Here is a 21,262-nt window from a genome sequence, read left to right as displayed (position 1 = left end):
ATTTGGGGAAACACCCACGGATATTCCGCAGAGGTTTCCCCAAAAAGAAAATAATAATAATAATTAAAATAAGCGTAATTAAAGGATCTGTTTCACGAACCGGTAAACTGCGGTATAAGGCACATCGGCCGTGGAGGTTAAGTCGGCCGGAGGGGCGGCCGGGGCTCTCCCTCCGGTTGTCGCGATCCTGAAAATGTAGCCCACACCCTGGAAAATACCGGTCGGGTCTTGTCCTGCTTTATTGCTCAGCAACAACCAGTCAATGCTGTTCGGGTCATTTGAAAAAGTTTTTGCAGGACTGAATGCCTGCCCCATGATCATATGGCCGGTACCTGAGATTTTCCACGTCGGACCGGCATAATGCGTACCTATCTTGGCATTTGAAGTATCAAAAAGGTCTGCTTCCGGCGCTACAAAAACCCATTCGTACTGTACAGGATTGGTCCCTGCCTTTTCTTGCGCTTTGTATTTCTGTACGCCCACAGCGTAATAGGTAGCGACGCGTTCATAACCTGGTTGATTTGGAGGAAGCGAAAAAACGCCGGGTATCGCCAGGTTTTCGCTAGCCAGAATGTGCTCAGCCGGGGTTGGCGGTTCGGGCGCCTCGTGATCCGTGCAGGCACCGAAGAAGCCCAAAAGAATAACAAAAGCAAGCAGGTGTCCGCTACGGCGGAGAAAGAGGTTGTTTTTCATAGCTAATTTTCAATGTAAATGATTTGACTAAGTCCGGGTTGATTTAGCCGATTACAAAACTAAATGGCGTCATTCGGCCCGGATTGTAATTCGGATGCAGATCCAGGTAGTTATGAGCGCAGACTGCCAGGTCGACGCATGTGACGCATAATTACCTGAATATGCTTCATCATTACAAGTTTCATACGTCCGCTCCGCCGCATCTTTGCAGCGTTAATTATCTTTAAACATGAAAAATAAAATGAACGCAAACAAAGCACTTTGGGAAAAAGGTGATTTCACCCGTCTTGCAGAAACAATGCGCGAAAGCGGTTCCGCGCTGGTAGCAAAATTAGGAATTAAAGAAGGTCTCGAAGTTCTGGATCTTGGCTGCGGCGACGGCACCACCGCTATACCTGCCGCCAGACTCGGCGCAAATGTTCAGGGCGTCGATATTGCAAGGAACCTTGTTGAAGCCGGCAATGCACGCGTAAAGGCAGAGGGGCTGACCAATATAACATTTCGGGAAGGCGATGCAATCGATTTGAATGACATTGAGGATGAAACGTTCGATCTGGTTGTGAGCATTTTTGGTGCCATGTTTGCACCCCAACCATTTGATGTGGCAAAAGAAATGTTTCGCGTCACGCGTCCCGGCGGCAAGATCGTCATGGGCAACTGGATACCGGGTGATCCGACGCTGGTCGCACAGATCCTGAAAGTGAGCTCTGCCTACACGCCTGCACCGCCGGAGGGTTTTGTAAGTCCGATGCTATGGGGCATGGAAAGCAATGTAACAGAGCGTTTTGTTGCCGCTGGCGCATTGAAAGAGAACATCTCATTCGAAAGAGAAACATTTACATTTCAGGCGCCTTTCTCCCCGGCTGTATTTCTTGAAACTTTCAGAAAATACTACGGTCCTACCATGAATGCATTTGAAGCGGCGGAAAAAAGTGGGAAGGAAGCCGATCTTCAACGAGAGCTGGAAACTTTGTTCGAAAGCCAAAATCAGAGTACGGACAAAAATTCGACTTCAATTCCCGCCACATTCCTGAAAGTGACGGTCCTTCGTTAATAAGTTTGTGAAAAGGTCTGTTCTCATCTTGCAAAGGCAATTTGATGAACAGACCTTCCTTTTTACTGCCGGCCACGGCTTCCGCCCGAGAATCGCCTCGTTACTCAGGCCCGAAAAATACCTTCGAGTGTGTCGGGTACCACTTTCAAACGGCCGTATCTTTTAGCAATATCATCGGCCAAAGTACACATAGAAGTCCTCCTAGATATCTTCTCGCCAATTGTAGTCATAGGCTTTACAAGCTCTATATCTTGATTTTAACAAGAATTTGTAGTAAAAATTCAATGGCTACCAAAGTCATTTGATAGATCAAAATCTTCTCCCCATAAAGAGCATACTACACCCTGCAATTGCGCACGCTCACCCCAAAATCGAAAATTGACTACTATAAACGTCTATACTTGTGACGTTATACAAAGGCGTTTTTTTTAAACGCCAAACCCACTTATTAAGCTCCAAAGCAAATAGTTGTAGGAGACCCACACACTTAGCAGACTGTCTTCACCAAATAGAAAAGCCGGTTTGAAGCCGCTCGCGATGTCGAGTAATTACGATTGCAAAAGTGCTCCTATTCGTTCAAACATTCAGGTCAATTGCGCCAAAAGTAAGGCTTGTCATCAGGAAGTGCCTGACTGATACGCCTTGTCAATGGGTGTGAGATAATTCGCCTGAAAATCCTTGTACACTGTCAAAAACAGAACCTCTGTGAGCCCGCTCACAGATGGCATTGTGTTGTATTATCCATAATCAAATACCCCCTCATATCAGCTATGCAAGTAGAATCTACCAGTAAACATTTCACGGGAGAATTCCCCCGACGCTGGCCAACGATGCCAGGCCGTTTTTTCGTCTTAACTGCCCAACAAAGGGTCAGCCGCACTATTTTGTATATCTCAATGCTCGTCATGGCGGTATTTTGCAGCGTAAACTATGCTTTCGGCGAAGGTTCGGGCGCATGGGGCATCACTGCCGACAGGCAAGTCAACCTGTTTGTGCCTGCAACGGCCAGCTCCGGTGGTGGCAATACAGGCTACGTCGCCCGGGGCTTCATGATGCTTGCCTCCAACACAGGTAGTGGTGCTAATCCGTACAATCCCGCCCATCGTATGTACGTGTGGGTTAAAGCCGGCGAAACCGTCTTTTATGGTTTTAGGACTGCCTCCGGGAGCTCCACTATCAATTTCAACTGGTATTACGACAACTCTTCCACTGGCTATTACCCCACCGCTACCACCTCCCCGAACAGGGTCCTTCGGCAGGCACAAGGCATAACACAGGGGTCCGGCGGGGCCACCGGCAGGCCTTCAAACGCCGCTGCTGCTACTACCGGCCCATCCCAGGTAACAGGGAACGGATATAATGCCCAATCGTTTACAAACAATACCGGCTCGGACAGGGCTTTCTGGGTTGAAATTGAATCAAACAACCTTGAATTCAACTATTGGGATATCACCGTAGCATCCGGCTCCGCAGGCAACTATACCAGGCAAAACGGCCGTGTGTACTGTAAATACTGGAGTGTGGTAAACGACCTGCCTACTACCGTCGGCTCCTCTAATACCAACTCTTCCCCTGCCAATTTTGGTTTTTACATACCTATCGATAATACCTATACGCCGGCCAATGACTTTTATATCAAGTATGCCAATTTTGGAGGAAGCAACTCCGGCTATGCCATATTTTTTGCAAACCTGGATGGCCCCAGGAACAATTTGACATTCGAACAGAACCGCCGTTCTATCAATGGCGTATCTTCCAACGCGCATTTTCCGCTGTTTTTAACCAATCCCGACGCCAGTGTATGGCCTTCATCTCCTTTCCCTGTGGCAACCTTCGAAGCCGTGTTTTCCAGGAGGCCGGGTTCCAGCCCTGTTGCAGGCCAGGCAGATTTCACGGTAAACATCGACAACCCGTCTATTGTGGACATTTTGATTGACCTGAACGGCAATCAATTCTTCGATGGAAACGATGTGATCATTTCAAATGAGTATAATGCAGCCGGCACCTATCAAATGCATTGGGATGGCAAGGACGGTAACGGCGCGGATGTCCCGACCGGAACAGCGATTCACTTTGTATCCTCGCTTTTATTTTACCCGGTGCATTTCCCGATCTACGACATGGAGCAAAGCCTGGGTATTTCGATCAAACATGTACGTCCACTCAGATCCGGTACCACACCAATCAACGACAAGCTTTACTGGGATGACACTGGCATCACAAGAGCGAACATACCCAGTACCAGCACCCTTAGCCCCCGGAGCGTCCAGGTGAATGTAACCGGCGTTTTAGGCCCCGACCACAAATGGTGGGCCAACGGGGATAATGGTTTTAGTCAAAACAATACGATCAATACCTGGACTGGTGCCTATAATGATGAGATTGTCCGTGAACTGGTCTTCAACTATACTTCGGATGTAGACCTGGCTGTAACCAAATCGGTGACACCTGGCTCCGCCAGCGTTGGGGAAACCGTCACTTTTACGATTGAGGCCACCAACTTACCTCTTCCGGAGAATGCGGGGAATCCGCTCACTGCTACCGGCGTGATCGTGACGGATGAGATTCCGGATGGCTACACGTTTGAGAGTGTGGTCGTCTCCAAAGGATCGTGGGATGAAGCAACCGAAACATGGCTTATCGGTACTTTGGACGAGAACGAAGTCGCTACAATGACCGTGACGGCGCGAGTCAAAGCAACAGGCCCCTATTTGAATACGGTGATTATACAGGGCAACGAAAACGACGATAACCAGGAGAACAACAAGGACGATGCTGTGGTGGTGACGCCACCTATCGCCGACGACGACCAGGACCTTGCCAATCCTTCGGGAACCATAGTTACGTTGAACATCCTCACCAACGACAAGCTAAATGGCGGCGCTGTCCCTGCGCCGGGCGACGTAACAGTGGACATAGACCCTTCGACAGGCGGCATTCAGCATTCGCTCACTGTAACTGGTCAGGGCATATGGACTTACACCCCTGGTACCGGCGAGGTTACCTTTGCGCCCGAAGTAGGTTTCAGCGGCAATCCGACCGCGATCAACTACACGCTTACGGAAATAGCAACAGGCCTGAGCGACGTCGCTACCATTACCGTAACTTACTTGCAGCCACCGAATTCAGATAACCACAATACGTCTATTGCGAAGCCGGAAGTGAATGATGTAATCCTGCTGAATGGTATCAGCGGAAATCCCCCGGTCGTGTCAGGCAGTGATCCCGAGGACGGCACTTACACAGGCAATACAGGCACAATTACGAATCCTCAGGGTGTAATCATTACGTCGCTTCCTACAAATGGAGACTTGTATTACGATGGATCGTTAGTGACCGCTACCGAGGTAACCAACTACTTTGTATTCACTAATCCGACCTTGTTCAGTATTAAAATGACCGGGTCCGGCTATGCGCTTACATCGTTTCAATATGCCTATGTAGATTCACATGGAATGGACGACAAGAGCCCGGCAACCTACACCCTGACGTGGGAGGGCAAATTGCCGGTAACCCTGGTAAGCTTTGAAGCGGTTTCAAGGGAAAGTCAGGTACATTTGTCGTGGAAAACGTCTCAGGAAACCAACGCTTCCCACTTTGATGTGGAACGTAGCAACGACGCAAAAACCTGGAATAAAGTCGCAGAGACAGCCGCAATTGGTGACAGCCGGGAGTCAAACAGCTACACGGCAATCGACAAGGCTCCGCTTTCGGGAACCAATTATTATCGTCTCAAAACGGTTGACCGCGACCATACTTTTGCTTATTCCCGCACAGTGAGTGTCGACCTGGAAAATATAGGCATGAAGGTATGGGCATATCCAAATCCCGCTTCACGTACACTCCACATCACAGGGGTCGACCCGCAATCGATCAGCCATGTTTCGTTGGCCAATGCAAGCGGACAAATTGTTGCGCAGTTTGACACGGTTTCAGAAAAAGGCATCGATCTCGGCCAATTTTCCAGCGGGATGTATCTGGTCAAAATCGTGACAAAAGATGGTTCACACACTGTCAGAAAGATTGTAGTCAGCAAGTAGCCAATACCCTCCGTACCCTTAAACGCCGCCCCCATTCACACTTTGGAGGGCGGCTTTTTTGCAATAAAAGTACTAACATGTCGATTTATCCAAAAAACCATTCGTTCATGATTTGATATAAAATTAATTAAGTTATTTTTATAAAAATTTGAACAATTCCAAACCACCCTCTGCATGAAAGCATTGTTCAATCCGCACACGATGTGCCCGGGCCGCCACGCACGGCCTTCTTTGCTACGCCGCCCGAACTAGGGCAAACTCCCGCGCTACTGCCCTTCATCTATTGACGAAGGCCTTCGCACGCTGTATTGAAGTACCACGGTTCCTGTGCTTATGCTGGAAAGGCATTCTGAAAACGCCTTCTCTCATTCCCTATTGATAAGTATTACGAAAACCAGCCCGCTGCAAATAATATTGCGGCCAGCAGGTGCACCGTTTATGCATGGCGAATCGGCAGTATCAGGCCGATTTGCGACATCTTTCGCATTTGCCCTTACTCTAAATCAAATCAATCAGTTATGAAAAAGATATTCTACTATCTGTTCCTCCTGGTAATGCTTGGCCCCGACTGGAGTTGTTCCGACATGATAATGGATCACTGCTGTGATCAGGAGAAAAAGGACGTCCAGGACGCCATAAATGAAATTGAAGAATTCAAAAAAGAACAGTTGAAATTGTTGCAGGCCCTTCAGGCCGCCAATACCGAAGTTGACAGAGCTGCCGCCGCCCTGAAAACAGCCCAGGAGAATTACAACAAATCGCCAACAGCAGCAAACATCATAGCCCTTGAAAATGCGCAAAAAGCGAACGATGAGGCCATCGAGAACGCCGGCATTGCCAGGGACGCCTACGACAAGGCTGTTGAATACAGGTCCGAGCTCGAAGAAATACTCGCGACCGCCCGGGAAGCACTAGCCGAATGTATTGAGAAATGTAAACACTAATTCAAAATATGAAGGTTGTCTTTGAATCGGACAACCTTCACTTGAATTCAAGATGATATCCTCCCGGCAATCAGCGCACCCGCGTCGGCATCGAGCAGGATCTCGCAGTTGGGGTGCATTTGCACGATCGATGCGGGAATGTCTGTGGTAACGGGTCCCATAATGGCCTTTTCGACCATTTCGGCCTTATGGGCGCCTTTTGCGATCAGGATGAGCTTGCGGGTATGCATAATGTTCCGAATGCCGCGCGTGAGGCCGCCCAGGACTGTTTCGGCGGGCACCTGCGTTTCCCTGCGAACTCGGGCTTCAAAGTCAGGATCCATGGGCGATACCCAGGTTTCGCTTTCGAACGGCGTGCCGGGCTGGTTAATACCAATGTGCCCATTCATCCCCAATCCCAGCATTTGCAGATCGGCACCGCCCCTTTCGGTTAATTGTTGTTCGAAAAAACGCGCTTCGCGCTCAAAATCGTCCGACATCGTGGGAGGCATGATGAAGTTCTCTTCGGGAATACCCAGCGGCCCGGCGAGCTGGTTCAGGATCATCGTATAGCAACTACCGGCATACTCACGCGGGAGGTTGGTCAGTTCGTCGACATTGAACAATGTAATGCGCGAAACATCGAAAGGGTACTGCCGGTAAATGTCTGAAACGATCGCATGCATGTCGATCGTAGTCTGACCGGTTGATAAGCCGATCACCGCATTGGGCTTTTCCAGCATCTGTGCGATGATCCGCCATGCGGCAGTCACATTGAACTCGTGTTCGCTTTTACAAATGGTAATTTTCATAGTCAGTCAATAAAAGGTAGTCGGGTGTTGTTAGGGTTAGTCAAGTTTGGTCAAGAGTAGTCAGGCGTTGTCAGCGATGCCTGAACCTATCCCTGACTATAAATTCTGTAATTGTTCTTTAAAGAATACATCCAACGCCGAAGCCGCTTCTTCCTCGTCTTCGCCGTCGATCAGGACCGAAACCAGGTCTCCCCCTTTGGTCGACAATGCCAGGATGTTGAGCATGCTATTAAGCGGGATTGTTTTATCCCCTTTTTTCAAGCTGATCCCGGATTTGAATTTTTTCACCAGCCTGACCAGTGCCGTGGCTGGCCTCGCATGAATACCTTCCGGCGCAAGGATTGTGTATTCTTTCGATATCATATAATACTTTATATTTTAATTAATTGGTTTACAAAAACGTCTGATCTCGTCGGCGCTGTCGAGCCCTTTGACAGCTTCAAAAATACATTCTGCCTCGGAGAGCATGGTTTCCCTCACCTGTTGTTTGATCCAGGGTATCGAAACAGCGCTCATGGAAAATTCTCGCAAACCCATTCCGAGCAACAAACGCGTCGCGAGCGGGTCGGCAGCCAACTCGCCACACATGCCCACATGAATGCCGTTGCGATTCGCCTCTTCGATCACGCGGGCGATCAGACGCAGCACGGCCGGGTGAAAGCCGTCATACAAAGGAGCGACCTGATCGTTCATCCGGTCGACCGCTAATGTGTACTGAATGAGGTCATTGGTACCGATGCTAAAAAAATCCACTTCCTTCGCCAGCAGGTCGGCAATGATCGCCGCCGCCGGTATCTCGATCATGATCCCGGTTTGTATTTGCGAATTAAACGGAACGCCTTGCTGCTCCATCTCCTTCCCCACCTCCCGCATGACCGCTTTGGCTGCCCGTACTTCCTGTACGCTCCCGATCATCGGAAACATGATTTTCAGATTCCCGAATGTGCTAGCACGTAGAATGGCACGAAGCTGCGTTTTGAAAACGTCCGTCCGGTCCAGGCAAATGCGTATGGCCCGGTAGCCTAAAAAAGGGTTTTCTTCTTTCGGTAATCCCAGGTAGGGTGCCTCTTTATCCCCGCCAATATCGATCGTGCGGATCGTAACAGGTCGCTTACCTGCTTTCAAAGCGATTTTTCTATAAAATTCAAATTGCTCTTCCTCATCCGGCGGGGAATCGCGACCCATGAAAAGCAATTCCGTTCGCAGTAGCCCCACTCCTTCTCCCCCATTTTCGAACACCTGGTCCAGATCGGCAGGTTCGGAAATATTGGCCAGAAGCGCTACGGCATGCCCGTCTTTTGTTACGGCGGGAGCATCTCTGAGCGATTTGAGCCAGGCAAGCTGCTTGACAAAATCCTGCTGTTTTTCGCGGTAAATGCCGATTGTATCATTATCCGGCTGCACCAGGAGCTGCCCCGCCTGCCCATCCAGAATAAGCCATTCATCATCCCCGATCCCGCCGAGCGCAGCACCGCAGCCCACGACCGCCGGGATACCACGAGCCTTTGCGACGATCGCCGCATGAGAAGTTCTGCCCCCGGTTTGGGTTGCAAATCCGGCGACCAGCGTCAGGTCTAGCGTCATGGTGTCGGACGGACTGAGGTCGTCGGCGATGATAATGCATCCTTCCGGGTACGTCCGTGGCTGTTGCACTCTTGCACCGAGGTTACGAAGGATACGGTCGCCCGCATCACGCACATCTGCGTGGCGTCCCCGCATGTACTCATCCTCCATACCCAGGAAGAGCCGTACCAATGCATCAGTAACCTCGATCAGCGCATCGTGGGCCGTTTTTAATTCCTCCTCTACTTTCCGGACCACGTCGTCCCGGAGCTGCGGGTCGGATAAAAATTCGATCTGTGTTTCTAGAATATCCAGTCCGTCATCGGCACCCCGATCGGTTAATTCGGCGATCAATGCCTCCACTTCCGCAACGGATTGCGATACGGCATCGTCAAAACGCGCGATTTCTGCTGCTACTTCCGCCGCACTGGTCAGGTGAATTCCGGTTAGAGCCACCACCTCCCGCTGCATGACAAACGCCCGCCCGAGCGCAATCCCCGGGGAGACGCCCATACCTTCGATCTGTGTCGATTTCTTTGTCGGTACCATAGGCTTTCAGGCAAAAACATTTAAAACACTCCCTAAAAAACCCAGCATGAGCAGCCCCATCAGCAGATAGGCCGTTTTGACATTACGCTTTACGAAATAGAATACCAGGAAAGTCAACGCCAGCGGGATCACATGCGGCACGATCTGATCCAGCACGCCTTGCAATGCCACCGCCGAATCCGACGAACCGATCATAACCGGCGTCCGAACCGCCATTAATGTCGCGGGCATTGCGCCTACGACCATCAGGCCGAGAATAGCGGAACCGGCTTTCAGTTTGTCCATCACATTGGTTTTGGAAAGATCCTGCAAAAACCGGGTGCCCGTGTCATAACCGATGAAAGTCAGCTTGTAACGCAGGATCAGGTGCGGCACATTGAAGATCAGCAAAAAAAGCAGAGGCCCCAGTGCGCTTCCCTGCAATGCAAGCGAAGTACCGATTCCCGCGGCTATGACCTTGATCGTCCCCCAGAACAACGAGTCGAACACACCCGCGAGCGGTCCCATGAGCCCGGTCTTGACAGCGTTGATCGACTCTTCGTCGAAGTTGTCTTCGCGGGCATTCTGTTCCTCCATCGCGGCCGCAATACCGATGATCAGCGTCGAGCCATGCGGCGCAGTATTGAAAAACTGCAAATGCCGTTTCAATGCGCGCGACATCGATTCCCGCGTTTTGTAAAGCCTTTTTAAAACCGGGATCATCGTGAATGCAAAGCCTGTGTTCTGCCAGGTTTCGAAGTTAAAATTGGCTTCCAAAGCCATCGAACGGACAAACAAGCTGCGAATGTCGCTTTGCGTCAGGAGCGTGGATTTCGGTTTGACCATCACCGGCGGAGAATCGTCCATATCGAAATCATCAAAATCGCTGTCTCCGCCGGCAGGTTGCTCTTTATGTGTAATACCTGTGACGATCAATGCAGTAATGACCCCCAGCCCGCCGATGGCGATCATCGGCAGTTTGAGATAACTTGTAAGAATAAAGCCCAGAAAAAAATACGGTGCGCCATCCTTGTTGAACATCAGGTTCATCAGCAATGCGAAACCCAATGCCGGCAGCATATTACCCGCGACCTGCAACCCCGAATGCACCCAGGGCGGGATCGTGTCGACAAAGGACTTTACCGCATCCGACCCAAGGAGCAATGCGAGCAGCGTCACCACGCCCATCAGCAAGGGTTTGAGCAAGCCCGACAAAATGTGCAACCGCTCCACTTTACGGTAGTCGCCATCCTCCGCATACCGGTCAAAACGTTTATTCCACACCGGGCGGAATACAAATAAGCCGCTCACTACCATTTCGGCCAGGATGGAAATCGGTACCGCCAGGGCAAGCGCCACAGCCGGGCCTTTCCCCGACATGATCGCGAACGCGGTACCCAATACGCCGCCGGTAATGACGTCGGGTGGAATGGCCGCCCCAACTTTGATATTGCCCATGAAAATCAGTTCGAGCGTAGCGCCGATAACGATCCCTTGTTCGAAATCGCCCAAAACAAGTCCAACCAACGGCCCCAAAACCAGGGGGCGGCTGAGCAGCGTCGTGCCCAGAAAATCCTCCGAATGCCCAAACATGGCAATCAGGGTGATCAGGATGTAGGATGTCAGCATCAGAGCAGTGTTTCAATGGACCGTGGTTCATCCGTCGGCACCTGCCGCACTTCCAGCTCGATTCCCTTTGCCAGCAAGTCACGGATCAGGGTTATGTCGGCATCGGTGAGGGTAATGGCTTTGGAAATGGGCCTGGCACCTTCCCGCGCCCTGATTCCCCCGAAATTGATACTCCGCACCTGCGGCAATGCATGGGCGAGCGCAGCCGCGTCCTGCACGGAGTTGACGAGCACCAGTATTTTCATCGGTTTACTTCGTTCGTCCGACAAAAAGGTAATTGTGTCCGCAATCGATTTGATGAGCAATTTCGCATTCGCCGGCTTGGCGAGGTTCATCGTCATTTTGAGAAAATCATCCTTGGCGACCTTGTCATTCGCTACCACCAGACATTCCGCACCCACGGCGGGCGTCCACGTCAATGCCACCTGACCGTGTACCAGCCGGTCGTCTATCCGTAAGAGCTTAATCATTGAAATCGTCGGGTTGCTGGGAGGTGACAAGACCATTTACATAAACCATCTGGTCCCTGGCAGCCTGTATGGCATGCGCGATAACTTCCATCACCGGCTCCTCAGGACCGGCCATCAGCACATCCACCAGCAGTGGCAGGTTGAAACCCGATACAATATGGACATTATCCTTCAAGGCGTGGCGGAGAACCTGGTTGGTAACACTGCCGCCCAGCAGATCGGTGAAAATGACCAGTTCGTCTTCTTCCGACAAATCGGCTAGCAGCGCTCCCAGCTCCTCTTCAAGTCCTTTGTTTTCTTCCACATAGGCCTGAATGAGGTGGACATGCTCTTGCTGGCCGATGATCATCTCCAGAGAGCTCCGGATTCCTCCAGCGAAGGTGCCGTGGGTCGCGATCAGAAATTTTCGCATGAATTTGATAAGTATATGTTAAAATAGGTTTAGGATTATCTTCAAAAGGATTCCCCGATTTTTTTTACCTTAATATTTCAATAATTTAGCAAAACGACCTCTTCCTAAACCTTTACCATGAAAAGAACAAGAGCCCTACTGGCGCCCATTCTGCTTGTTATTTCCCTTACTACCAGTACGTTTGCCAAAATCATTATCCATATCAACCAGGTTGGGTTCGATACCCGGGCGATCAAATCGGCCGTCGTTGCGTCGGATGCGGGCGAGCTTGATGCCGTTTCTGCATTCGATGTAATCGATGTGAGCAACCAGCAGAAAGTGTTTTCGGGAAAATCGGGCAGGCCTGAAAAAATCGAAGAGTGGTTTCCGGGCCGCATTTACCAGCCCATCGATTTTTCGGGCTTAACCACGAGCGGGCGGTATAAGATCGTCATCAACGCGAAGGGCATGCCAATAACCTCAGATGAATTTCAAATCGGCGATAAGGCAGTGGCCAAACTGCTTATCCCGTCGATCATTCATTATTACAACAAACAGCGTGCGGACAAACCCGAAGAATTGCTTGCCGATGAGCATGTGACGCTTTACGGGGGTGATAAGACCGTCGACCTGCGAGGTGGCTGGGACGATGCATCCGGTGATATCAGCAAGTATTTCTCGCATTTAGCCTATGCCAATTTCATGTCGCAGCAACAAATCCCGCTCTGCACCTGGGCTATGACCAATGCCGCCGAACGCATTCCCGGGTTATTGACCAACCTGAATGTCCTGGATTCTATGAAACGCGAAGCCCTATACGGCGCGGACTACATTGTGCGGTCGCTATCCGAGGAAGGCTACTTCTACATGACCATTTTCAGCTATTTCAATCCCGATCCGAAAGCGCGCCGCGTGGTGGGGCTGAATGCCAACAGCGTCACAACCGACAAGTATCAATGTGCCTACCGCGAAGGCGGAGGAATGGGTGTAGCCGCGCTGGCCCGCATTTCGCGATGGAAAATGGATGGTGCATTCACCTCGGCACAATACCTCGCCGCCGCCAAACGTGCCTTTGCGCATTTGCAGGTCAATAACCTCAAATATTGCGACGACGGCAAAGAAAACGTTCTCGACGATTACTGTGCATTAATGGGCGCCACGGAGCTCTGGCTGGCGACGGGTGAAAACGAATATCGTGACGAAGCCCGAAAACGCGCCAAAAACCTCGGAAACCGGTTGGCACCTGCCGGATACTTCATCGCCAACGATGCCAACCGCCCATTCTGGCACGCGTCGGACGCCGGCCTGCCCATCGTGGCGCTTTGCCGGTATCTGGATGCTGAACAGGATGCGACATTTAGAAAAGCTACCCTTAGTACGATAAAAAAAGCTTTGGATTACAATGTGCGCGTAACCGGCGAGGTAGCGAACCCGTTTGGCTATGCACGGCAATCTTTTTTGCTAAATGGGGCGGTAAAGGATGGCTTTTTTATTCCCCACGAAAATGAAAGTGGCTGGTGGTGGCAGGGCGAGAATGCACGGCTGGGATCACTGGCTTCGGCTGCACTGCTCGGTGGCAGGCTGGTGTACCCGGCATCCGGTGGTTTAGGGACCAGCGAGGTGCTTTCGGCTTATGCAGGGCGACAGATTTCCTGGATATTGGGTGGTAATCCCTACGAGGCTTGCTTCATGTATGGCTACGGGCGCAACAATATGCCGTATATGAAGTCCATGTACGGGCACGGCTCCGAGCGAGGCGGGATTTCGAACGGCGTCACGGGCAAAGACGGTAACGCCGACGGCAGCGGTATCGATTACAAGCCACATGACAACGGCAACGAATGGCGTTGGACCGAGCAATGGATACCACATGCAGCCTGGTTTTTGATCGCGGTGACCACCATGGCCCAGGAGTAACGACATGCGCAAACGGATCCTATTTATGCTGTTCATTCCCTTGTGGGTGACCGGCCTCTCCTACGCACAGCAACCGAAGTTTAAGGTACTGGCATTCTATTCAGAAAAAGTAGAAATGGACCACGTACTGTTTGCCAGGGATGCATTGTATTTCCTGAAACTCCTCGCATCACAGCACCAGTTTACCTTCGACGCAACCACCGATTGGGACCATCTTAACGACGGCTTTCTCAGTAATTATCAGGTGATAGTGTGGCTCAACGACTCCCCTGCCACCGATGCCCAGCGTGCCGCATTTGAAAAATACATACAAGGCGGCGGAGCCTGGCTGGGGTTCCACGTGGCAGGCTACAACGACCGCAGCTCCAAATGGACCTGGTTCAGGGATTTTTTAGGCGGCCCGGTATTTCACAGCAACAACTGGCCGCCCATGGCTGCTAAAGTTGTGGTCGAGGATCAGTCGCATCCGGTGACGAAACGGCTACCGGCAACCTATGATGCGCCGGTTACGGAATGGTATCAGTGGAAACCAAGTCCGCGGATGGACAAAAACGTAAAGGTACTGGTTTCGCTCGCACCGGAGAATTATCCGCTGGGTGTTAAAACCTACCTCGAAAAAGGCGATACGCCCGTAGTGTGGACCAACACCCGCTACAAAATGCTCTATCTTAATATGGGGCACGGCAACAAAGTCCTTTCCAACCCGGATCAAAACAAAATGATTACGGACGGCCTGCTATGGCTCGCGGGCCAGCTCAAACCCTGACCAGTATGAAAAGATATTTACACGGGATCAGCCTATTCCTTTGGCTATTTGCTATACCGGGTTTGGCCACTCATTGTCTCGCGCAACAGGCGGGTTTCAAAGTACTCGCATTTTACTCCGGCAAAGTCGAGCCCGACCATATCGACTTCTCTAACGACGCCCGGGCATTTTTTACAAAATTGGGTGCTGAAAACCATTTTACATTCGACGTGACAAGCGATTGGACCAACTGCAACGACGCGGTGCTTCGCGATTATCAGGTCGTGATGTGGCTGAACGACTTCCCGCATACGCAACAGCAGCGCGAAGCATTCCAAAAATACATGGAAAACGGCGGCGGCTGGTTTGGGTTTCATGTCGCAGGATATAACGACAAGACCACCCAATGGCCCTGGTTTGTCGATTTTCTTGGCGGAGGCGTTTTTTACAGCAACAGTTGGCCGCCGGTACAAGCCCGACTTAGTGTGGACGACACCACGCACGCCGTCACACGCGGAATGCCCGCCGCGTATGGATCACCTGTGAATGAATGGTACCATTGGCGGCCGAGTCCGCGCGAAAACCCGAATGTAAAAGTGCTCATAACCCTGGCTCCGTCCAACTATCCGCTGGGTATCAAAGACATCCTTCCAGGCGGCGACACGCCGGTAGTTTGGACTAATACAAAATACAATATGATTTACATGAACATGGGCCACGGCGACAAAGTGCTGTCCGATTTCATGCAAAACAATATGATTACCAATGCACTGTTCTGGCTCGGCAAGAAAAAAGGCGGCATTTCCCGTAAAACCCTGCCCGCACTGCGTCCCGGCGACTACCCGGAGCTGGTCAGGGTCGACGGCGGGACGTTCCGGATGGGAAGTGACAGCAACGGTAAGGACGAAGCGCCGGCGCACAGCGTTACGCTGAAAAATTTCAGCATTGCTAAAACCGAAACTACAGTTGCCCAATGGCGGGTCTTCTGCCACGCAACCCATCGCGCCATGCCCGATTTACCCGGCTGGGGCTGGCATGAAGATCACCCGGTCATCAATGTTAGCTGGGACGATTGCGTGGCCTATTGCCACTGGCTAAGCGACCAAACCGGCCACCATTACCGGCTGCCCACCGAGGCCGAATGGGAGTTTGCAGCGGCAGGAGGATCTCATACCAATGGAGCCGCGTTCAGTGGTGGTACGAGTATCGATTCTGTCGGGTGGTATGTAGCGACAGGTTACGGAACCAAACCTGTTGCCACGAAAAAACCGAACGAACTGGGCCTTTTTGACATGACGGGAAATGTATGGGAATGGGTCAGCGACTGGTACGATGCCTCCTACTACGCCGCGAGTCCCGCGAACAACCCTGCGGGACCGGCAAATGGAACTTACAAAGTGTACAGAGGCGGCGCCTGGTCGGTGCCTGCCCCCAATTGTCGAATCAGCTACCGCAATGTGGTGCCGCCGTCGAGCAGTAACTTCAACAGGGGTTTCAGGATTGCGGCGGATTGAATGGGGCCGACCCTATCAGACCTATGCCTCGCCTAAACTCTTGATAGGATTGAGCAAAGCCACTTTTATAGCCTGAAAACCAACGGTTAGCAACGTTATAACGAGGGTAATGGCAACTCCCGATGCGAAAATCCACCACGACAGTTCCGTTCGATACGCATAGGTTTGCAGCCAATCGCTTAATGTATAGTAAGAAACGGGCACGGCCAGTAGCGAAGCGATAGCAACAAGTGCGATAAAGTCCCTGGTAAGTAATCCCCAAACATTGGCAACCGACGCGCCAAGCACTTTGCGAATACCGATCTCTTTCCGCCGTTGCTCTCCCAGGAAGGAAACCAACCCGAAAAGGCCAAGACAACTGATCAATATTGCCAATGTCGTAAAGATTGAGGCCAGCTGGCCTATACGTTCTTCGGCGCGAAACTTGCGGTCATACTCGTCGTCAGCAAACTTGTATTCAAAGGGACTGCCGGGATTATGCTTCCGGAAGACGGGTTCCAGCGCAGAAAGCGCTTGCCTTACATTGATTGTACGATTGAGTTTAATGTGTATAAAATCAGCCCAATCTTGCTTCAACAAATAAATGGTAGGCCGAACCGGCGTAAATGGTGACCCTGTGATGACGTCTCCAATGACGCCGATAACCGTGTACTGCAGGCCGTTCCACTGGATGTTCAGTCCAACCGGGTTTTTGATACCCATAAATTTGACTGCACTTTCATTGAGGACAATGCCGAGCGAATCTGTCGAGAAGCGGCGGGAGAAATCGCGCCCCTCTTTAAACCGCCAACCCACTGTTTTCCCGTATTCGTGCGTAATGCCTACCGTGCCGAAATCCCCTAACTGATTCGGGTCTTTGCCCGGCCAGCTAAAACTGGCATCACTGCTCCACACTTCATCGACCGGGGATGACGATTCGGCAAGAGCAACCACCGCACGCGTTTGCAACAACTCCTGCCGGACGACCTCATAATGATCCCGTAGCTCCGAAGTAGTGAGTGGGATGGAGATCAGCCCGGACCGCTCGAAACCCGTCGGCCGGTCTTTGGCATGCTGTATCTGCCTGAGCACGACGAGCGTGCCGATAATGAATGTGATAGAAATCGTAAATTGAACCACGACTAGTACCTGACGAGGTAATATGGCGGCCTTTCCGGTCTGAAAAGAGCCTTTCAGCACTTTCACCGGATTGAATTTCGACAAAAACAACGCCGGGTAACTGCCTGCAAACATCCCTGTAAGCATTGTAAAACCCAACGCAACCGCCCAGCCCGGTCCGTTTTGCCACGGCATTACGATCTTTTTGTCCGCGACTTCGTTAAACACTGGTAGAAGCAGTTGCGCCAGGGCCAATGCCAAAATGAACGCCATTATCGCCATCAGCACCGATTCCAGCAGGAATTGGGATATAAGCTGTCGGCGCCCCGAACCCACCGCCTTGCGGACACCGACTTCTTTGGCCCGCCTTTCCGACCGGGCCGTCGACAGGTTCATAAAGTTGATACAAGCCAGCAGTAGCACAAAGGCACCGATTATGCCAAATAACCAGACATATTGAATGCGCCCACGAACCGGGACGCCATTGTCCCATTCCGAATGCAGGTGCCAGCGGCTCATCGGATGCAAAAATACCCTGGGGTTGGACCTCGCCTCTTCCCTGGCGTGCCGCACTTTGATGTTTTCGATTTTAGCAGAAACTTTTTCAAAGCCGGTACCAGGCGCGATCTCTACGAATAGCTGAAAGGAGTTATTGCCCCAGTTCGTTTCCGAACGCTTCACCCACGGCGTGTCTTCGAGGAAGAACTTCCAGGGCAGAAGGAACGAGATTTCCCGGAATTCGGTACTGTAAGGCAGGTCCTCATACACACCCGTGACCTTGAAATGATGTTTATTATCAATTTTGATAACCTTACTAATGGGTTCGGACTCACCGAAAAGCGCCTTCGCCACGGATTCGGAAAGCAGAACGGACGTCGGATCATCCAAATTTTTAGCCGTCCCCCGGAGCATTTTTAACGATATCATCAATGGAAAATCCGTCTCGACGCAATTACCCTTTTTTGTGAATTGATTTCCTCCATAGGCCAGTATGTGGTCCTCGGTCCAGGAGGACAATGCCATATGGCTAAAATCGGCGCCGAACTCATTGGCTAATGCGTTCCGCATCGGAAGCGGCGTAGCAGTGCTTGTAAACGTTGTCCCGTTCGCCGTCTGGTGCTGCATCACGCGGGCAATGCGGTCATATTGCTGATGATACCTGTTGAATGACAGTTCGTCCCATAACCACAAACCAATCAATATTGCCGTGGCCATTCCAAGGGAAAGACCGATCAAATTAACAGCTGAAAAAACCGTGTTTTTAGTCAGGTTACGCCAAGCGATCCGTAAGTAGTTCTTTATCATAGTTGACCTGTATATTAAGCTATGAATCATCAAAAAGGCAGATAGTGAAGGCCTTCGTCACAATAAATCATGCAGCAAATAACAGGCCTGCGCTGCGAACATCTCATCATGATACCGAATCGCACTATACGTTGTTTCAGATAGCTTCATTATGTTCAAAAACGAACGGTTACATGTCCAGTCCCGAACACTTTGATGAGCGGTGTTTGAACTGATGGATTTCATCTGGAACCCAACGAGCCTTTTGCAATAGCCCGGTAAATTTCACTCGTTTTAATAGCGACGCTATCCTTTTTGTCTACTTTTGTCATCATGATCCTTAATCATCTTTCCTGACGATCTATGCCTAGGTTAATGCCCTTTTTACATCTCGAGAATTTTCTGGACGAAAAGTTGAATGCTGAAATCTTGAATTATGCCATAGAGAACCAGGATTCATTTCTGCCTTCGACGGTGTCGAGCCAGGGAATGAGCAGCGTTTCCCCTGTACGGGTTTCATTGACCTTCAAAGATCTCGGACCCTATAAGTCCATTCTTGAAGAGAAACTTCACAGTTCAATCCCTGCTATGCTTGAAGCCCTTGAAGTCCCGAGTTTTCCCGTTGCGACAATCGAGCTGAATTTAGCGGCGCATGGAGACGGTGCATTCTTTAAGACACACATTGACACAGCGATTCATGAGAAGACTCAGACGCGAAGAATGATTAGCGCAGTGTACTATCTTCATTCCCAACCAAGAAAATTTACCGGCGGAAATTTGGTGATACATCCACTGCCTATCGGAACGGAAAATGATGAATCCAAAGAAATTATTCCTGAAAATAACTCACTGGCTGTCTTTCCGTCATTTTCGCCACACGAAGTACTCCCGATAATTGCTCCAAATCTGCCATTCAAAGATTGGCGGTTTGCGGTCAATTGCTGGATCCATAAAGTCTGAAAGCTAATAATATCAATCATGACGCCCGGCCTGTGTAATTCCCTGAAGTTAACGGTGGTATTACCCTGGGCAATCCTGCTTTATGAGGCCTCCAAGCCGTTTACCTCATTCCCGCCACGCCAAAACGGCCGAAGAACGCCAGTTAGTCGATGAATCGCAGCCGTATGTCGACGATAGGAACGATATGATGACCATCAGAATTAAATCCAAAACAAGTTTTAGTCATCATTGGAAATACTATGCCGGAATCAAAAGTAATACGCAGTGATTGGCGTCCTGCCGATCAACTGATCGTCTCCCAAATCAGCGGGGATCTGGAAATGCAGGATGTTATTCGCTGGGAAAAGACCCTGCATGACGCGCTTGACAAGGTAAGCGATTCGGGCACGTTTAAGATCTTCGTAAACCTATACGGTTTCACGGCGGCAAACCTCGAAACGCACAAATACTTTCGCAACATCATACCCCTTACGCTGGCTGAATATGGCTGGAAAGTGGGCTATGTGAACATGTTCCCCGAAGAAGCCGAAAAGCTAACCGTTACCCGTAAAAGAGGCGTTCAATGCATTGCCGCCGCCCACTGTCATCAGGATGCAGGAAAAATTGAGAAATATGAGCAATTGTACAGCAGCGAAAATGAGCATTTCTACACAAATCCAGACCTGGCCTTTGATTGGATCATTAGAAACTTTCCATCAATCTCTTAAAATAGCGCATCTGCTCCAAGAAAATCGGGCTAACGAATATTGCCAGACAAGTTACCAAAAATACCATTTCCTCTGGGTCAATCGGAACGTTCTTGCCCCAAATTAATTTCGATAAAATAGATAGTGAAACAAAAGTAAATAAGTTAAAAATTGAAAATAAAAGCGATCCATACAGCTTTATCTTCAAAAGATATCTGAAAAACATTAAATATAGTATTACAGATGGCACGGCATAAAATAACGTTCTCAAATAATTCCACAAGCCAATACCATGCAACTGTTTTTTAATATAAAAAATATCGATGCCATATTGAATAAAATCAACCGCCAGAAACATCACAAACATTAATATTGATTCCGTAATCAATAAACTTGCATATAGTATCGAGAAATTGATGGCCTTATTCATTATCTGCTTTTATGTTTTTGGTTATTCGATGGCCGAATTAAAGGCATTCTTCATTAAAGCATAGTTGGTAAATGCCTGCTGCGATAAACCTATCCAGGCTTCGCAGCAGGCTCCACACACGTTAGTTTTCGATCAACAGACTGAAGTAGATATTGATCGGACTTCCCCAGGTCACATCGGCCCAGATGTTGACTGCGCCCTCGGTGGGTGCGATGTTGTAAATGGCATACCGCGCAGATCCGATAAAGCGGCTTCCTGCGGCATTGTTGGTATTTGAAAACTCGCTAATGCTGATGTGTACCCGCGAATTGGCGTGGATGATCGGGCAATTGATGCGGAGCCGGATAACACCGTTGCCACGCCAGGTGGCAAACCAGCTGGTATTAGGTGCGGCCTGAGGATCCCTGCCAGTGTCTGCCATTGAACCCTGATCAGAAAGGCTTACCGCTTCGATAACTTGAGAATCAGTAATAGGCAGGTTGCTGCCAGTTTGAAAATTTTCCATTTCGAATATTGTTTTAGATT

General features: G+C 50.2%; 17 protein-coding genes. 8 read left to right on the top strand and 9 right to left on the bottom strand.

The features are described 5' to 3' along the window. Positions 1 to 78: 78 nt before the first annotated feature. Complete coding sequence (locus tag LZD49_RS03975; protein WP_234666025.1) at positions 79 to 693, bottom strand: DUF3455 domain-containing protein; 615 nt, start codon at positions 691 to 693, stop codon at positions 79 to 81. A 241-nt stretch (positions 694 to 934) separates the two neighbouring features. Between LZD49_RS03975 and LZD49_RS03970 the strand changes: the two genes are divergently transcribed. The 3 genes from LZD49_RS03970 (at position 935) to LZD49_RS03960 (ending at position 6,731) form a co-directional block, all read left to right on the top strand. Beyond that, on the top strand, positions 935 to 1,747 hold the full coding sequence (locus LZD49_RS03970; RefSeq protein ID WP_234666024.1) for a class I SAM-dependent methyltransferase: 813 nt from the start codon (positions 935 to 937) through the stop codon (positions 1,745 to 1,747). An 884-nt stretch (positions 1,748 to 2,631) separates the two neighbouring features. Then, positions 2,632 to 5,787 carry a T9SS type A sorting domain-containing protein gene (locus LZD49_RS03965; RefSeq protein WP_234666023.1) on the top strand — a complete coding sequence of 1,052 codons (3,156 nt, stop codon included), beginning with the start codon at positions 2,632 to 2,634 and terminating at the stop codon, positions 5,785 to 5,787. Positions 5,788 to 6,305: 518 nt separating this feature from the next. Further along, on the top strand, positions 6,306 to 6,731 hold the full coding sequence (locus tag LZD49_RS03960) for a hypothetical protein (RefSeq protein WP_234666022.1): 426 nt from the start codon (positions 6,306 to 6,308) through the stop codon (positions 6,729 to 6,731). Positions 6,732 to 6,778: 47 nt separating this feature from the next. Here LZD49_RS03960 and LZD49_RS03955 read toward each other — a convergent pair whose 3' ends face one another. The 6 genes from LZD49_RS03955 to LZD49_RS03930 all read right to left on the bottom strand — a co-directional run bounded on the left by LZD49_RS03955 (position 6,779) and on the right by LZD49_RS03930 (position 12,124). Further along, positions 6,779 to 7,522 carry a 6-phosphogluconolactonase gene (locus LZD49_RS03955; protein WP_234666021.1) on the bottom strand — a complete coding sequence of 248 codons (744 nt, stop codon included), beginning with the start codon at positions 7,520 to 7,522 and terminating at the stop codon, positions 6,779 to 6,781. A 96-nt stretch (positions 7,523 to 7,618) separates the two neighbouring features. Further along, complete coding sequence (locus LZD49_RS03950) at positions 7,619 to 7,885, bottom strand: HPr family phosphocarrier protein (protein WP_234666020.1); 267 nt, start codon at positions 7,883 to 7,885, stop codon at positions 7,619 to 7,621. Positions 7,886 to 7,900: 15 nt separating this feature from the next. Then, entirely contained in the window at positions 7,901 to 9,634 is a 1,734-nt protein-coding gene (ptsP, locus tag LZD49_RS03945) for a phosphoenolpyruvate--protein phosphotransferase (RefSeq protein ID WP_234666019.1), read from the bottom strand. Between the two features lie 6 nt (positions 9,635 to 9,640). Continuing rightward, the gene (locus LZD49_RS03940; RefSeq protein ID WP_234666018.1) at positions 9,641 to 11,242 is read right to left on the bottom strand and encodes a PTS system mannose/fructose/sorbose family transporter subunit IID; all 1,602 of its coding nucleotides are present in this window, start codon (positions 11,240 to 11,242) and stop codon (positions 9,641 to 9,643) included. Then, positions 11,242 to 11,712, bottom strand: a complete 471-nt coding sequence (locus LZD49_RS03935; RefSeq protein WP_234666017.1) for a PTS sugar transporter subunit IIB — start codon at positions 11,710 to 11,712, stop codon at positions 11,242 to 11,244. Before LZD49_RS03935 ends, LZD49_RS03940 begins: the two co-directional genes overlap by 1 nt. Next, on the bottom strand, positions 11,705 to 12,124 hold the full coding sequence (locus LZD49_RS03930) for a PTS sugar transporter subunit IIA (RefSeq protein ID WP_234666016.1): 420 nt from the start codon (positions 12,122 to 12,124) through the stop codon (positions 11,705 to 11,707). The genes LZD49_RS03935 and LZD49_RS03930 overlap by 8 nt, the downstream gene beginning before the upstream one ends. A 117-nt stretch (positions 12,125 to 12,241) precedes the next feature. Between LZD49_RS03930 and LZD49_RS03925 the strand changes: the two genes are divergently transcribed. From LZD49_RS03925 to LZD49_RS03915, 3 genes are read left to right on the top strand one after another with little or no spacing between them, the layout of a single operon-like run. After that, entirely contained in the window at positions 12,242 to 14,020 is a 1,779-nt protein-coding gene (locus tag LZD49_RS03925) for a glycoside hydrolase family 9 protein (protein ID WP_234666015.1), read from the top strand. A gap of 25 nt (positions 14,021 to 14,045) precedes the next feature. Next, a complete protein-coding gene (locus LZD49_RS03920) occupies positions 14,046 to 14,786 on the top strand; it encodes a ThuA domain-containing protein (protein WP_234666014.1) in 741 nt (246 codons plus the stop codon). Positions 14,787 to 14,791: 5 nt separating this feature from the next. Further along, on the top strand, positions 14,792 to 16,279 hold the full coding sequence (locus LZD49_RS03915) for an SUMF1/EgtB/PvdO family nonheme iron enzyme (RefSeq protein WP_234666013.1): 1,488 nt from the start codon (positions 14,792 to 14,794) through the stop codon (positions 16,277 to 16,279). A 21-nt stretch (positions 16,280 to 16,300) separates the two neighbouring features. Here the strand turns inward: LZD49_RS03915 and LZD49_RS03910 are convergent, their stop codons facing one another. Beyond that, positions 16,301 to 18,682 (bottom strand): ABC transporter permease, encoded by a 2,382-nt coding sequence (locus tag LZD49_RS03910; protein ID WP_234666012.1) that lies wholly within the window; start codon positions 18,680 to 18,682, stop codon positions 16,301 to 16,303. 354 nt (positions 18,683 to 19,036) lie between these two features. Between LZD49_RS03910 and LZD49_RS03905 the strand changes: the two genes are divergently transcribed. Continuing rightward, entirely contained in the window at positions 19,037 to 19,621 is a 585-nt protein-coding gene (locus LZD49_RS03905) for a 2OG-Fe(II) oxygenase (RefSeq protein ID WP_234666011.1), read from the top strand. 239 nt (positions 19,622 to 19,860) lie between these two features. Further along, a complete protein-coding gene (locus tag LZD49_RS03900; RefSeq protein ID WP_234666010.1) occupies positions 19,861 to 20,328 on the top strand; it encodes a hypothetical protein in 468 nt (155 codons plus the stop codon). Positions 20,329 to 20,858: 530 nt separating this feature from the next. Here the strand turns inward: LZD49_RS03900 and LZD49_RS03895 are convergent. Next, a complete protein-coding gene (locus tag LZD49_RS03895; RefSeq protein WP_234666009.1) occupies positions 20,859 to 21,242 on the bottom strand; it encodes a hypothetical protein in 384 nt (127 codons plus the stop codon). Between the last annotated feature and the right edge of the window lie 20 nt (positions 21,243 to 21,262).

Origin of the sequence: Dyadobacter sp. CY261, assembly GCF_021440085.1 — a bacterium.
Taxonomy (GTDB): Bacteria; Bacteroidota; Bacteroidia; order Cytophagales; family Spirosomataceae; genus Dyadobacter.
This window is presented reverse-complemented; position numbering and strand designations above follow the sequence as displayed.